The following is a 14,458-nucleotide window of genomic DNA, read 5'->3' on the forward strand; positions in this document are numbered from 1 at the left end:
GGGTCCGAGCAACATTGCCCAGCCACTTCGGGCCCCGTCTCCGCATCTCAAGCGGCTGGAGGCCGAAAGCATCCACATCATTCGGGAGGCGGTGGCAGAGGCACAAAACCCCGCAATGCTTTACTCCATTGGCAAAGATAGCAGCGTGATGCTGCACCTGGCACGCAAGGCGTTTTATCCAGGAGTGCCGCCGTTTCCACTGCTGCATGTGGACACGCGGTGGAAGTTTCAGGACATGTACGACTTCCGAGATCGCATTGCCCATGAAAGCGGCATGCGGATGCTGGTCCACACCAACCCCGAGGCGATAGAGAAGAACATCAACCCATTCGAGCACGGATCCTCACTGCACACCGACATCACCAAGACAGACGGGCTGAAGCAGGCATTGGACCAATATCAGTTTGATATGGTGTTTGGTGGTGCGCGGCGTGATGAGGAGCAGTCGCGTGCCAAAGAACGCGTGTTCTCGTTTCGCACAACCACCCACCGTTGGAATCCCAAAAACCAGCGCCCTGAGCTTTGGAACCTCTACAACACACGCAAAAGCGCTGGCGAGAGCATTCGCGTGTTTCCACTATCTAACTGGACCGAGCTGGACATCTGGCAATACATCCACCAAGAAGGCATTCCAGTCGTGCCCCTTTACTTTGCCCAACCGCGCCCCGTGGTAATGCGCCCTGGAATGATCATGATGGTGGACGACGACCGCTGCCAGATGCTCCCCGATGAAGAAATCCAAATCCGCAAGGTGCGTTTTCGCACCTTGGGCTGCTACCCGCTGACAAGCGCCATCGAGTCTGAAGCGGAGACACTCGAAGACATTTTGCTGGAACTGATCAACACCCGCCAATCCGAGCGGCAAGGCCGCAAGATCGACACCGACAGCTCGGGATCGATGGAAAAGAAAAACAGGAGGGGTACTTCTAATGTCACGCCGCAAAACAGCCCAGGCCTCACATCCCATGGCACACAGGGCACAGACCACCGACCTGAGCGATTGGCTCATTCAACAAGCACAGCAGGACACCCTGCGTTTCATCACCTGCGGCAGTGTTGACGACGGAAAAAGCACGCTGATTGGTCGCCTTCTATGGGAATCCCGGCAAATTCATGACGACCAGATGGCCGCGCTGGTTGCAGACTCCAAACGGCATGGCACCCAAGGCGACAAGGTGGATTTGGCCTTGCTGGTGGATGGGCTTGCCGCTGAGCGCGAGCAAGGCATCACCATCGACGTGGCCTACCGTTTTTTTCCACCCCACGACGCAAGTTCATTGTGGCCGACACTCCTGGGCACGAGCAATACACCCGCAACATGGTCACCGGCGCATCCACAGCAGACATGGCAGTGATATTGATTGACGCACGGCACGGCTTGCAAACCCAAACGCGTCGCCATGCGCGTTTGGTGTCATTGATGGGCATCCGCCACGTTGTCTTAGCCATCAACAAAATGGACTTGGTGCGTTTTGACGCCCAAGCCTTTAAATCCATTCAAGACGATTTCTGCACGTTTGCCAACAACCTTCGCTTTGAAACCCTTACAGCCGTCCCCCTCTCGGCGTTGCATGGCGACAACGTCACCACCCGCTCACCACATACCCCCTGGTACAGCGGCCCCACACTGATGGGGTACCTTGAAACGGTGCCCATCCCCACAGCCACGGACCAAAGATTCGTGTTCCCCGTGCAATGCGTCAACCGGCCCCATTCCGATTTCAGGGGTTTTAGCGGCACCGTAGCAAGTGGACGTGTTGTGGTGGGCAGCTTGGTGCGCATCACTGCCTCTGGCCAAACCGCACGGGTCAACCGCATAGTCACAACGAACGGTGATGCTCCAGAAGCCCTGGCGGGCAACGCCATCACCCTTGTGCTGGATACCGAGGTGGACGCGTCGCGTGGCGACATTCTGGCCAGCGCAGACGCCCCACTGGAAATGACTGATCAGTTCACCGCCACCGTGATCTGGATGCATGAAGACGCTGGAATGGTGGGACGCAGCTACGAGCTAAAACTGGCAAACCAATGGGCGGGGGCCTCTCTTACCCACATCAAGCACCGCCTCAACGTGAACACTGGCGCCCATGAATCGTGCCAACAACTGGGGCTGAATGACATCGCCGAGTGCAACGTTGCACTGAGCCGACCATTGGTCTTTGACGCCTACACCACATCGCACACGCTGGGTGGCTTTATCTTGGTAGACCGATTCAGCCAGGCCACAGTAGCCGCAGGGTTGATCACGCATAGCCTGCGCCGCGCGCAAAACGTACACCGCCAGGCGCTGAGCATTGCTCGACAAGACCGCGAGCGGCTCAATGGACACAAAGGCAAAGTGATCTGGTTCACCGGATTGTCTGGCTCTGGCAAGTCAACCATCGCGAATGCACTGGAAAAAGAACTTCATGCCCAAGGAAAGCGCACCTACATACTGGATGGCGACAACATCCGACAGGGGTTGAACAGAGACCTGGGCTTTACCGATGCCGACCGGGTGGAGAACATACGCCGCGTGGCCGAGGTGGCCAAACTCATGATGGATGCAGGCCTGATCGTGATGACCGCCTTCATCAGCCCTTTCCAGGCCGAGAGGGAAATGGCACGTGAGCTGATCGGAGTCGAGAACTTCACCGAGGTATTCGTGGACACGCCTTTGCTGGTATGTGAGCAGCGCGACCCCAAGGGCCTGTACAAAAAAGCGCGCAGCGGGCTCATCCCAAATATGACGGGGATCAACAGTCCCTATGAACTCCCCACACAACCGGACGTAGTGATCAACTCCACCATTATCAAACCACAAGATGCGGTAGAACAGATAAACCGTTATCTTCGTGGCGCCCCCAATAAGGAAGACCTGAAGATTTCAAACCACATAATTGTGGCCTGAACCAAGTTCATCAAAAACTTGTGCCAAAAATACAATCCCCTCGCTAGTCGATGATAAAGCCTGTCCTCCGCAGTTTTTCTTGGACGCCCCAGAACGCCATGGGCTCGTAATCAGGATAGGGGTAATACCCACGCACAAGCTGGATCTCGCCATTGCGCCGTGCCAGATGTTGGCGGACCAGATCGAGCACAGAAATTGGCTTGCCGCTGCAACAATTTATGACACCGTTCATGTCCGGATGAGTGGTGGCCCAGTCAAAACAGCGTGCGATGGTTTCAATCGGCAGATAGTCGCGCAGTTGATCGCCAGCAGACATCTCGAAGCGCTCACGCCCTTCATCCAGCGCCCTGTCTAGTTGTGACAGCAGGCTGTTCGGATTTTGCCCCTCCCCATACATGTAAAACAGACGCACCCACTGGAGCGTAAACGGATTGCGTCGCTGCAATATTTCAAGGCTTTTGCGCAAGGCATCTTTGGCAAAACCGTAGGGCGTGAAGGGATGCGTTTCCATCTCTTCGCCCAGCGGCCCGTACTGCATACCGTACTCAAGACAGGTGCCTGCAACGAGAAGGTGCGGGACACCTGCCTGAACAGCAGCCTCAAGGAAGTGAAGGTTAGTAGGTAAATTTTTACCGATGTGAAAAAAGTCGCGGTAATTCGGCAAACCAGGCCATGCCAGATGGATCAATACGTCGGGGATAGCGGATTTTTGCCAATCCCATGCCGCACTTTGGAGGTCGTGCGCAACAAACTCGACGCGTTCAAACCATGGCAGAGTGCGGGCGCGATCTTCACTTCTGGCCATTGCAACAACGGTATGTCCAGACGCCAGCAGGCGACTGACCACATGGCGCCCGACAAAACCTGTTGCCCCAGTGACGAGCACTTTCACTGGAATACCTTCAGTTCAGGCACGGCTACAATGAACTTACCACCCCAGGCCAGAACCTGTTTTTCCTGCTGCGTGACTTCCTCGGCGATATTCCAGGGCAGAATGATTACCCAGTCCGGTTTACGTGCGGACAACTCTGACGGCGGGAATATAGGGATATGGCTGCCAGGCATGAACTTGTTCTGCTTTGACGGCGCCGCGTCGCAGATGAAGTCGATCAGATCATGCTTGATGCCCGCATAATTCATCAGTGTGTTGCCTTTGGCTGCAGCACCGTATGCGGCGACGGATTTCCCCGACCGTTTTTGTTCGATCAGGAAGGCCACGAAGTCGTTCTTGACCTTGTTTGCCTTCGCCTGAAAGCTTGTGTATGTCGTCAGATCGAGTAGGCCGAAGCTTTGTTCTCTGGCCATCATGGCGGTGACGGCGTGAGATACCGGGCGCGGATCGTCTGCGTGGCATCCGTATATCCGGAGGCTACCGCCGTGGGTAGGCAATTCTTCGATATCGAAAATGCGCAGGCCGGCGTGGGCAAAGACCTTGCTGACGGATGTCAGCGAGAGATACGAGAAATGCTCGTGGTAAACCGTATCAAACTGGTTCTTGTCAATCAGTTGCAGCAGATGTGGAAATTCCAGATTGATTGTTCCACCCGGCTTCAGAGCCATGCGCAGACCGATTGTGAAATCGTTGATGTCTGGAACGTGCGCATAGACATTGTTGCCGCAGATCAGATCGGCTTGCTTGTCTTCCGCAGTCAGCGCATTCGCAATCTCTTCCCCGAAGAATTTGCGCCACACTAGAATACCTAGTCGTTCGGCCGCTTCTGCTGTACTGTTAGTGGGTTCGATGCCGAGACAGGGGATTTTTTTGGCGACAAAGTTTTTCAACAGGTAGCCATCATTGGAAGCGACTTCGATTACGAAACTTTGCGCGTTCAGTTGCAGACGGTCGGTGATTTGGTCTACATAATTGGCGGCGTGCTTCAGCCAGCCTTTGGAGGTCGAAGAGAAATAGGCGTAATCATCGGTGAACAATTGATCTGCTTCCGCATAGTCATCGGTCTGGACCAGCCAGCAGTGATGGCAGACGTGCAGCTTCAGGGGGTACGTGACTTCCGGCGTCTGTAATTGCGCCTCGCTCCGGTAGGCGTTGGAGGGCGGAGCGTAGCCCAGATCAAGAAATACGTGTTCCAGTTCAGTTTGACAATGTCTGCATTTCATAGTGCGAGCCCCGAAAATTGTTCGTCCAGAAACGTGTGATTTTGATCGCGGGCGGACAGATCAGTGGGGGGGAGTGGCCACTGGATGCCGAGCTTCGGATCGTCAAAATGTACGGCGCCTTCACAGGCAGGTGTGTAGTAGGCTGTATGTAAATAGAGCAACTCACTATTGGCTTCCAGTACCTGAAAACCGTGGGCGCATCCTTCCGGAATGACAAAGGCATTGCACTTTTCCGAGGACAAGTCGAGGGCGACCCACTGCCTAAAGGTCGGAGAACCATGGCGTAAATCGACCGCGACGTCGAAAACGCGGCCTTTGAGGCAGCGGACGATTTTCATTTCAGCCTGTGGGGCAATTTGATAGTGCATACCCCGGATCGCACCCACCTTGCAGGTCAGGGATTTATTGATCTGCACGACATGCCGTTGCCCCAGAACAGGTGCGAGTTCTTGGGCACAGAAGAGTCGTGAAAACGCCCCGCGTTTATCCTGAAATGCGGTACTTTCAACGATGTGTACGCCCTGAATGGCGGTGTCGATGATCTTCATGTGGGTTGTGCATCCGTCCAGACCAGCTTTTGCGCACGGGCAGACTCGATATAGTGATTCAATTGCTGGACGCTGATCACTTCCTTGTTGTTCAGCCAAGCTTTGTACCATTCAGCCGTGGCTGCCACCCCTTCTTCAAAAGTCCAGACCGGGCGCCAGGACAGCATATCGCGGGCCTTGCTGCAATCTAAGTGCAAGAGTCGCGCTTCGTGAAGCTGCGATTGCTGGCCGGTGAACCACTCGAAGCCGTGCCAGCTTTGCCCAAGCTGTTCCAGCACCTGCTGAACCTGCCGATTGCCTTCGCGATCCGGGCCAAAATTCCAGCCACTTGCGTGCGCTGAGTCACCCTCCAATAACTTCTGTCCCAGCGAAAGATAGCCTGACAAGCATTCCAGCACATGTTGCCAGGGGCGGGTTGAGGTGGGGGAACGAATCTCCAGCGGCTTGCCAGCCTGTGCTGCACGCGCCAGATCAGGAATCAGCCGGTCTTCAGACCAGTCACCACCGCCAATGACATTGCCTGCGCGTGCAGTCGCCAGCAAAGGACTGCCCGGCGTCTGGAAAAATGCGCTGCGATAGCTGGCCGCAACTATTTCAGACCCTGCCTTGGATGCGCTGTAGGGGTCGTGACCGCCGAGGCGATCCGTTTCCCGGTACCCCCAGACCCACTCCCGATTCTCGTAGCATTTGTCTGTGGTGATGGCGACGATTGCTTTGACGGAAGGCTGTTGGCGGCAGGCATCCAGAATATTCGCGGTGCCCATTACATTGGTTGACCATGTCTCCAGCGGCGCGCGGTAAGAGCGCCGGACCAAGGGCTGTGCCGCCAGATGAAACACGATTTCCGGCTCTGCATCCTTGACGGCTTGTCTGACGCCTTCGGCATCGCGGATGTCTACAGTCAGGGACTTGGTATCCAGTGACAGCAAGTCCCAGTGCGACGGATCGGTTTCAGGCGCAAGCGCAATGCCTGTTACCTGAGCATCCAGGGATTGAAGCCACAAGGTGAGCCAACTGCCCTTGAAACCGGTGTGCCCTGTGACGAGAACTCTGCGATTGTTGTATTGGTTGTCGAACATCGTTACCAAAGCTTCCATGGTGCATGGCCGGAAGCCCACGCATCTTCAAGATGATTTTTATCGCGAAGCGTGTCCATCGCTTGCCAGAAGCCATTGTGCTTATAGGCGGTCAGCTCCCCTCTATTAGCCAGATGCTGAAGCGGCTGCTGTTCCCATACGGTATCGTCGCCTTCGATGTGGTTTAGTACGGTCGGTTCCAGCACAAAGAATCCGCCATTGATCCAGACACCGTCGCCGGCCGGTTTTTCCTGGAAATGCTGGACAAGAGAACCGTCCATCTGCAAGGAACCAAAACGCCCCGGCGGCTGAATAGCTGTAACTGTTGCGAGCTTTCCGGCGGCTTTGTGATGGGCAATCAGAGCTGAAATATCAACGTCGGAGACACCGTCACCATAGGTCAGACAGAAGGTTTCATCGCCGATATAGGGCGCGACACGTTTGAGTCGGCCACCGGTCATGGTGCTTTCACCCGTATCGACCAAGGTGACATTCCAAGGCTCTACGAACTTCTGGTGAATCTCCATCTTGTTTTCGCGCATGCTGAATGTGACATCCGACATGTGCAGAAAATAATTGGAAAAGTATTCCTTGATGATATAACCCTTGTAGCCCAGACAAATGACGAAATCATTAATTCCGTAATGCGAGTACATTTTCATGATGTGCCACAAAATCGGCTTTCCGCCAATTTCAATCATGGGTTTTGGACGCAGATGCGACTCTTCACTGATCCGGGATCCGAGTCCGCCAGCAAGTATGACTGTTTTCATGTTGATTTTCAAATTAAATTAAAAACGACAAGTCGACTCATTCAAAAAGTATATGGAATACTCTGATTCAAATTCACGTTATAGAATGGGTCATTTTTGTATTCCCCCCCCAGTCAGCCAAGAACTTTTGAATTTCTTCCGTTGCAACGGTACGCCCCCCTCTTTTGAGACTCCTTCGTAATGATAAAGATGTGCATTGGCAATATACACCGATCGAAGTCCGAGCTTACGAACCTTCAAGCAATAATCTACATCATTATAATTGAGCGGATATTTATTGCTGTAGCCTCCAATTTCTTCGAAGACAGACCTTGGAGTCATGCAGCATGCGCCGGTAACAGCTACGTAATTTCTATTGACCTGCAAACCGAGACCGTAGCCCAAGGCATTTTTAGGATTTTGATAGTAGGGATGTCCGGGAAGTCCTCCTAAAATTACCACGCCTGCATGCTGAATAGTTTCGTCAGGAAATAGTAGTTTTGGACCGACTGCTCCGACCCCTTCTCGTTGCGCCATGCCCAGCATAAGAGTTAGCCAATCTTCGGAAATAACTCGAATATCATCATTCATGATGACGAAGTATTCTCCGTTAGCTAACTTGGCGCCTTTATTAATTTTTTCGGACAGACTAAATTTTTCCGCAACATACTCAGATAATATAATATTTTCATGAGACGCTAACCATCGATTTTGTTCAGCCGAAAGATTTCCATTGTGAACTACGATAATTTCAAAATTTTTATAAGACGTCTTTGAAATTATGCTTTCGCATACGGCGTTAAGATGCCGCTCCGTTTTGCCTCGTATATCGATAGTTCCATTTGCGGTTGGAATTATGATGGAAACCAAGGAATTGCGTTTCGGCAGAAAATCAACAAAATGGTGCCCTGGCAATACTGCTTCGCCAATAACAAAATTTTCGCGCAGCTCTTGAAGATGCAATTCCAAAGCTCTCCTAGCGAGAATATGCGCCAATGGCTTTGCCTCCATCGATTGAGCAGTGGAATTCTCCCACACTCTCCAGTGATAGAGCACTTTTGGAATATGCGCGACATTATTTGAACGTCTGACTACCCGCAGTGTTAATTCGTAATCCTGAGCACCATCGAATTCTGTGTTGTAGCCGCCCAGAGAAATAACTAGAGCAGTACGGTACACGCTCATATGGCAGGTATACATCATCGCGAGCATGTATTCGGGCGACCAGTCTGGTTTGAAGAATGGCCCAAAAAAAGTCAACCCATCCTTAGTGACTTTATCTTCATCTGAATATATGTAGTCAACGTGAGGGTGTTCAAGGGTAATCTTTGCAGCTTCGTACAATGCGCTTGGATCAAGAATGTCATCATGATCAAGTATTGTGTAAAAACTTCCTCTAGCATTATATAAACCGGTGTTGTTAGCAGCCGATATGTTGCCATTTTCCGACCGCTCGATGTACCTTATGTTACTATTGTTTTCTTGATATGAATTGCACAATTTTTGGATGATTTCGCTTTGGGAAAAATCATCAACCAGAATAAGCTCCCAGTTTTTATATTTTTGTTGAATAACCGATTCAATAGCCTGCTTAAGCATTTCGATTGGCGTCTTATATATCGAAATGATAACTGATATTTTTGGCCCTTCATTTTGAATACGTTCGATTATTTCACCAGATTCCTGGTTTTCATTTTTCTCAGTCCGATAGTAAATTTGCCCAGTGGCGTTGTAGTAAGAAATGGCATTTTTTACTCGACGTTGAATACCTGGCAACCCTTCATTCTTCAAGGTTCTGAAGAATTCTTGAACGATTCTGTATACACCAATCGTGGCAATGATTGATTTCGCAAAATACATGTAGGACCGCACTATTTTGATACAAGTCCCAATTGTTCTTAATGGATTTGTAAGCTTCCAGGAAAGCGAATTGAGTATTGCTTCATTCTCCGCTCTAGCGCCAGAAAGTCCTCTATTTAGATTTTCAATCTGCGTGCGTGCGGCAGTGAGATTACAGTTAAGAGTGTCCAAACTACTTTTCAATTCACTAAATTGAACGTCTCGGTCAGCAATTTGTTTGACGAAATTAATCGCTTGGTCATTATTTTTTCGCTGACTTCGAGCAATTATATTTTTGAGTCTATTCAGTTGGATTTCGTATTCATTGACCTGCTGACACAGTTTATCAATTTGACTGTTTCTCTCAAGCAATTGCAAATTTGCGTGCGCTTGAGCATGAGATAGCTGATCAATCAATTGAAACGGCTCGATAAGACGATTGTAGATTTTGATCCAATCGCTAGTCTTGGCTTGAGCCATCGTGTCGTTGATTATTATTTTTTCTTCTGCAACATCCAGTAAAAAATCGTATAACTCACGCACAATCAATGGGCAGGCTTCATCCAAACGAACCTCATCCATACTATATACGGTATGTCTTAATCTTTCATCTAGGAACTGTTGCTCGTAGGATTGCAACTCTCCCACGATAATTGGCAACTGAAGAGATTTTGAAATTCTTGACAATTCAGTTGTTGGAGACTTTATCAAAACATCATAATCAACAATGATTTGCTTTTTGCCGATTATCGCAATCAAACATTCAATTACGTGTCCGAACCATAGCAGATAGGATTTTTCAAGAGGGATGTTCGCACGCTTGAGAAGCGATTTCGCAACACTGAGAGGGTTTCTTATTGCGATTATGTAGCTAACATCAAAGCGCCCCTGATTGAAAACCTCTTTCCAGAGTGGCAATAGTTTTGCCGTACGCGGATCTTTAAAGCCAAAAATCGCCCTATTTTTAACCTTGCTTTGAAGCAGAGTAATTGCGCGTTCGATGTACCCAGCATTGCGCAGTTTCGCAACATCATTATCTACGATAGGTTTTAAGTGGTACCAGTCACTGGCAATAAAGGAGAGCATTTCGACGTTAAGAGCATTAATATCGACATCTTCCCAATAGCCTTTATCATTATCCCCCTCTACAGATGGAAGCATACGATCGCCAAGTTCGACACCCATGGCAAGCAAGCCTCTGGTGATGACGCTTGTGCCACTTCTGTGCATTCCTAGTACGACAACTAATTTTTTTTTCTGAGTTTCCATGAATCACCTATTCTTCAATAGTCTGTTTTGAAATCAAGCTGATGTTTGGGCGGCATTCAAAATCGACGATACCTGTCGCCAGACTATTCTGTTCCGACAGTACACGAAACATGGCGACATCAACCAGCCGATGTAAGAACATTAAATTACCCTCTACATCACCCAATACGCCGGCATTCATAAAATAGACGCCAGGATTCAGAGAACAACGAAATCGGAAATCAATTTGATAGCTTGTATCGGGTTCAATATCATTCAAACTATCGCATGTGGACTGGGCGGTCGTGCCGCCGCCTAACTCAATACCAGATGTTGTCTTGACTAACATGCCAAAACGGACATTTTGCGCAAATCTTGAGAAAGTCACCAAGTATCTATATCGGTATATATTACCGCGCACCAAATTATTCACACGTCTACCATCTTCTGTGAAGATCTCTGGCGTGCCGATATAAGCGCCGTGGGAGGCGTACTCGATTAAACTGGCTGGAGTTAGCCTCGGATCAAAGTTCTCCTGCAGTATTTGCGCTTCCGGTTCAACAGAAAAAGCGTTACGGGGTTGATTCTCTCGTTTGAGCAGTTGATCGCTCTGACTGTCGGTCATATGCCGAATCTGCTCTCGTATCAGTGCTTGTTTCTCCGTCGGGGCATATAGAAGTTTCTGATAAATTCCAACAATTTGCTTAGGAATTCCTATTGCCAAATTTTCGCCACTGTCCACGAGAATAGCACGATCACATAGTTCGACGATTTGTGCGCCCGAGTGAGACACGAATAAAATGGTCGCACCACTTTTACGAATGGCCTCAATACGCGCAAAACACTTGCGTTGAAATAACTCGTCACCGACAGAAAGTGCTTCATCAATGATCAAGATATCTGGTGCGACATTAATGGCCACTGCAAATGCCAAGCGTACCATCATCCCACTCGAGTATGTTTTGACGGGCTGCTCAATGAATTCACCGATTTCTGCAAATGCGGTAATGTCGTCAAAACGCTGACTAATTTCTTCTACTGTTAGTCCTAGTACAGCGCCGTTCATGTAGACGTTTTCGCGTCCGGTGAATTCCGGATTAAATCCAGATCCCAGTTCCAGCAGTGCAGAAATCCGCCCAGTGGTTTGAATGCTCCCCTGTGTTGGTTGCAAGGTTCCACAAATCATCTGCAGAAGGGTAGACTTTCCACTGCCGTTCCGACCAATGATGCCTACAGTTTCACCGCGCTTGATTTCAAATGAAACGTTTTTTAGTGCCCAGAATTCTTTGAAATACATTGTTCTCGGTTTTCCAAACCACGCTTGCAGATGTGGTAAGACAAACTGTTTGAGTCTGTGGTGAGGATGTTGATAAATCTGGTAGCACTTGCTCAAATTTTCAACTTTGATGGTGACTTCAGAGGACATCAGCAAATCCTGTACGCGTCTTCTGGAACCAGGTAAAACCGAGCCAAGCGATGCTTATCGTAGCGATAAAGGATACTCCGAGCACAGAAGCATCAGGAGGTTGTCCCCAGAAAAGGATATTTCTTGTTTGTTCAATCACCGGCGTGAGCGGGTTAATATACAAGAGATGTTGATATTTTACAGGAATTGCACTGACAGGATAGAAGACCGGACTGAGGAATGTAAGTACGGTAGTAATGACGCCGATAATTTGTGCAATGTCGCGTAAATATACGCCTAGAGAAGAGAGCGCCCAGCTAAGCCCCATTATGAACAGTAGCAACGGCAACAGGACAACTGGGAGATAGAGTACGGTGAGGGGTGGAAGTCCAAAGAAAATCATGTATGCGAACAACCAGACGCACAGGCTGATAAACCCGTGAAACATTGCCGAAAGAAGCACCACAAAGGGTAAAATTTCAAGCGGAAATACGACTTTTTTTACGTAGTTTGCATTTGAAATAATAAGGCTGGGTGCGCGTGTAATGCATTCATTGAACAGATTCAGAATGATCAGCCCTGCAAACAGAACCAGCGCAAACTCCGTTTTGGAGTCGCTACCTGTTCCCCAGCGGGCTTTAAACACCACACTAAATACGAAGGTGTAGATGGCCAGCATGAAGAGTGGGTTGAGAAATGTCCACAGCAGGCCCATGATGGATCCACGGTAGCGGCCTAGAACTTCTCGCTGTACGGAAGCTTTGATTAGGCTGCGATTGCGCCACAGGCAGGCGAGCATTTCACGGGGACTACTAGAGAAATCACGCATCAGGCAAACACCTCGGCTTCAGTGAAAACTTTCCCTTGCGCATCCTTGGCCGACAGATTAGGCGTGCCTTCGAAGTGCCAGTCAATCGCCAGCGTGGCGTCGTTCCACGCTATGCACCGCTCATGCTCCGGTGCGTAGTAATCGGTGGTCTTGTACAAGAACTCGGCTATGTCGCTGAGCACCACAAAGCCGTGCGCAAAGCCAGGCGGTACCCACAGCTGGCGGTGGTTGTCCGCACTCAGCTCCACGCCCACCCATTGGCCGAAGGTGGGTGAGCTTTTGCGGATGTCCACGGCCACATCGAACACGGCGCCCTGCACCACGCGCACCAGCTTGCCCTGGGGCTGCTCGATCTGGTAATGCAGGCCGCGCAGCACACCTTTGCTGCTGCGGCTGTGGTTGTCCTGCACGAACTGGTAGTCGGTGCCGGTGGCCTGGCTGAAGGCGCGCTGGTTGTAGCTTTCGTAAAAGAACCCGCGTGCGTCGCCGAACACCTTGGGTTCGATCAGCACAACGTCGGGGATGGCGAGTCGGGTGGCTTCCATGCAGGTCTCAGTAAATGGTTTCTTGGGCAATGCGCAGCAGGTATTGCCCGTAGCCGTTTTTGCTCAGGGGTTTGGCCAGGCGCTGGAGCTGTTCGGTGTTGATCCATTGGCTGCGCCAGGCGATTTCTTCGGGGCAGGCGATCTTGAGGCCCTGGCGGTGCTCGAGCGTGGCGATGAATTGGCCTGCTTCGAGCAGGCTTTCGTGCGTGCCGGTGTCCAGCCAGGCGTAGCCTCGGCCCATGATTTCGACGTTGAGTTGGCCTTGCTCCAGGTACAGGCGGTTCAGATCGGTGATTTCGTATTCGCCGCGTGCTGAGGGCTGCAGGCTCTTGGCCAGCTCCACCACCTGACTGTCGTAAAAATACAGCCCCGTCACTGCATAGCTGGATTTCGGCGTCTGAGGCTTTTCTTCCAGACTCAGCACCTTGCCGCTGGCGTCAAATTCGGCCACTCCATAACGCTCTGGATCCTGCACGTGGTAGGCAAACACGCTGGCCCCTTGGTCACGCCGCATGGCATTGCCAAGTAGTTCGTGAAAGTCGTGGCCATAGAAGATGTTGTCACCCAACACCAGGGCGCTGGGGTGGTTGTCGAGGAACTTTTCACCAATGATGAACGCCTGCGCCAGTCCGTCCGGACTGGGTTGCACCGCATATTGCAGGTTGATACCCCACTGGCTGCCGTCGCCCAACAGTTGTTCAAAGCGCGGGGTATCCTGGGGCGTGCTGATGACCAGAATGTCGCGGATTCCCGCCAGCATCAAGGTGCTGAGCGGGTAGTAAATCATGGGCTTGTCGTACACCGGCAGCAGTTGTTTGCTGATGGCCAGCGTGGCCGGGTGCAGGCGGGTGCCAGAGCCTCCGGCAAGGATGATGCCTTTGCGGGTGGTGGCTGCGGTGGTTTCTGGTGCGGTCATGGTCTGCATCGCTGTTCAGAGAATTTCGGCGAGCATGCGCGCCACACCCTGCTGCCAGTGGGGCAGCGTGAGGCCGAAGGCGGCCCGCAGCTTGGTGGTGTCCAGACGCGAGTTGTGCGGGCGCCTGGCGGGTGTGGGGAAGTCGCTGGTGGGTACGGGTGCCACTTCGGTCGCTTTCAATTCAATAGCAGGTTGCGCTTGCTGCGCCTGGGCTAGCACGTATTTTGCGTACAAATGCCAGTTGGTCTCGCCACCGGCCACGCAGTGGTACAGGCCGCCGTCTCGGGGGTGCTGG

General features: G+C 51.2%; 11 protein-coding genes and 2 pseudogenes. 2 read left to right on the forward strand and 11 right to left on the reverse strand.

Annotation, left to right across the window (positions count from 1 at the left end):
- Positions 1 to 13 precede the first annotated feature (13 nt).
- Positions 14 to 930, forward strand: a pseudogene (cysD, locus tag KYG_RS24935) (sulfate adenylyltransferase subunit CysD).
- A 35-nt stretch (positions 931 to 965) separates the two neighbouring features.
- Positions 966 to 2,890 (forward strand): annotated as a pseudogene (gene cysN, locus KYG_RS12425) (sulfate adenylyltransferase subunit CysN).
- Positions 2,891 to 2,933: 43 nt separating this feature from the next.
- On the opposite strand, the gene KYG_RS12430 reads toward cysN, so the two are convergent.
- The 11 genes from KYG_RS12430 to KYG_RS12480 form a co-directional block, all read right to left on the reverse strand.
- Positions 2,934 to 3,782 (reverse strand): NAD(P)-dependent oxidoreductase, encoded by an 849-nt coding sequence (locus KYG_RS12430; protein ID WP_034694303.1) that lies wholly within the window; start codon positions 3,780 to 3,782, stop codon positions 2,934 to 2,936.
- A complete protein-coding gene (locus KYG_RS12435) occupies positions 3,779 to 5,005 on the reverse strand; it encodes a class I SAM-dependent methyltransferase (RefSeq protein ID WP_008905254.1) in 1,227 nt (408 codons plus the stop codon). The genes KYG_RS12430 and KYG_RS12435 overlap by 4 nt, the downstream gene beginning before the upstream one ends.
- A complete protein-coding gene (gene rfbC / locus KYG_RS12440) occupies positions 5,002 to 5,553 on the reverse strand; it encodes a dTDP-4-dehydrorhamnose 3,5-epimerase (protein WP_008905255.1) in 552 nt (183 codons plus the stop codon). The genes KYG_RS12435 and rfbC (KYG_RS12440) overlap by 4 nt, the downstream gene beginning before the upstream one ends.
- On the reverse strand, positions 5,550 to 6,650 hold the full coding sequence (rfbG, locus tag KYG_RS12445; RefSeq protein WP_034694305.1) for a CDP-glucose 4,6-dehydratase: 1,101 nt from the start codon (positions 6,648 to 6,650) through the stop codon (positions 5,550 to 5,552). Before rfbG ends, rfbC (KYG_RS12440) begins: the two co-directional genes overlap by 4 nt.
- Complete coding sequence (gene rfbF / locus KYG_RS12450) at positions 6,635 to 7,402, reverse strand: glucose-1-phosphate cytidylyltransferase (RefSeq protein WP_008905257.1); 768 nt, start codon at positions 7,400 to 7,402, stop codon at positions 6,635 to 6,637. The genes rfbG and rfbF overlap by 16 nt, the downstream gene beginning before the upstream one ends.
- 90 nt (positions 7,403 to 7,492) lie before the next feature.
- Positions 7,493 to 10,489: a glycosyltransferase gene (locus KYG_RS23810; protein WP_085942564.1), complete on the reverse strand. Its 2,997-nt coding sequence runs from the start codon at positions 10,487 to 10,489 to the stop codon at positions 7,493 to 7,495.
- A gap of 7 nt (positions 10,490 to 10,496) precedes the next feature.
- Positions 10,497 to 11,894: an ABC transporter ATP-binding protein gene (locus tag KYG_RS23815; protein ID WP_008905260.1), complete on the reverse strand. Its 1,398-nt coding sequence runs from the start codon at positions 11,892 to 11,894 to the stop codon at positions 10,497 to 10,499.
- A complete protein-coding gene (locus KYG_RS12465; RefSeq protein WP_008905261.1) occupies positions 11,884 to 12,702 on the reverse strand; it encodes an ABC transporter permease in 819 nt (272 codons plus the stop codon). Before KYG_RS12465 ends, KYG_RS23815 begins: the two co-directional genes overlap by 11 nt.
- Positions 12,702 to 13,247 (reverse strand): dTDP-4-dehydrorhamnose 3,5-epimerase, encoded by a 546-nt coding sequence (rfbC, locus tag KYG_RS12470; RefSeq protein WP_008905262.1) that lies wholly within the window; start codon positions 13,245 to 13,247, stop codon positions 12,702 to 12,704. Before rfbC (KYG_RS12470) ends, KYG_RS12465 begins: the two co-directional genes overlap by 1 nt.
- A gap of 7 nt (positions 13,248 to 13,254) precedes the next feature.
- The gene (gene rfbA / locus KYG_RS12475) at positions 13,255 to 14,163 is read right to left on the reverse strand and encodes a glucose-1-phosphate thymidylyltransferase RfbA (protein ID WP_008905263.1); all 909 of its coding nucleotides are present in this window, start codon (positions 14,161 to 14,163) and stop codon (positions 13,255 to 13,257) included.
- 15 nt (positions 14,164 to 14,178) lie between these two features.
- Positions 14,179 to 14,458: sugar nucleotide-binding protein (locus KYG_RS12480; protein ID WP_008905264.1), on the reverse strand; the 280-nt coding region annotated here is incomplete at its 5' end.

This window comes from Acidovorax sp. NO-1 (genome assembly GCF_000238595.1).
Taxonomy (GTDB): Bacteria; Pseudomonadota; Gammaproteobacteria; order Burkholderiales; family Burkholderiaceae_C; genus Acidovorax.

Coding starts and splice junctions, on each gene's coding strand:
- rfbF (WP_008905257.1), bottom strand. CDS start 7,402: ATGAAAACAGTCATACTTGCTGGCGGACTCGGATCCCGGATCAGTGAA.
- rfbA (WP_008905263.1), bottom strand. CDS start 14,163: ATGACCGCACCAGAAACCACCGCAGCCACCACCCGCAAAGGCATCATC.
- KYG_RS23815 (WP_008905260.1), bottom strand. CDS start 11,894: ATGTCCTCTGAAGTCACCATCAAAGTTGAAAATTTGAGCAAGTGCTAC.
- rfbG (WP_034694305.1), bottom strand. CDS start 6,650: ATGGAAGCTTTGGTAACGATGTTCGACAACCAATACAACAATCGCAGA.
- rfbC (WP_008905255.1), bottom strand. CDS start 5,553: ATGAAGATCATCGACACCGCCATTCAGGGCGTACACATCGTTGAAAGT.
- KYG_RS12465 (WP_008905261.1), bottom strand. CDS start 12,702: ATGCGTGATTTCTCTAGTAGTCCCCGTGAAATGCTCGCCTGCCTGTGG.
- KYG_RS23810 (WP_085942564.1), bottom strand. CDS start 10,489: ATGGAAACTCAGAAAAAAAAATTAGTTGTCGTACTAGGAATGCACAGA.
- rfbC (WP_008905262.1), bottom strand. CDS start 13,247: ATGGAAGCCACCCGACTCGCCATCCCCGACGTTGTGCTGATCGAACCC.
- KYG_RS12435 (WP_008905254.1), bottom strand. CDS start 5,005: ATGAAATGCAGACATTGTCAAACTGAACTGGAACACGTATTTCTTGAT.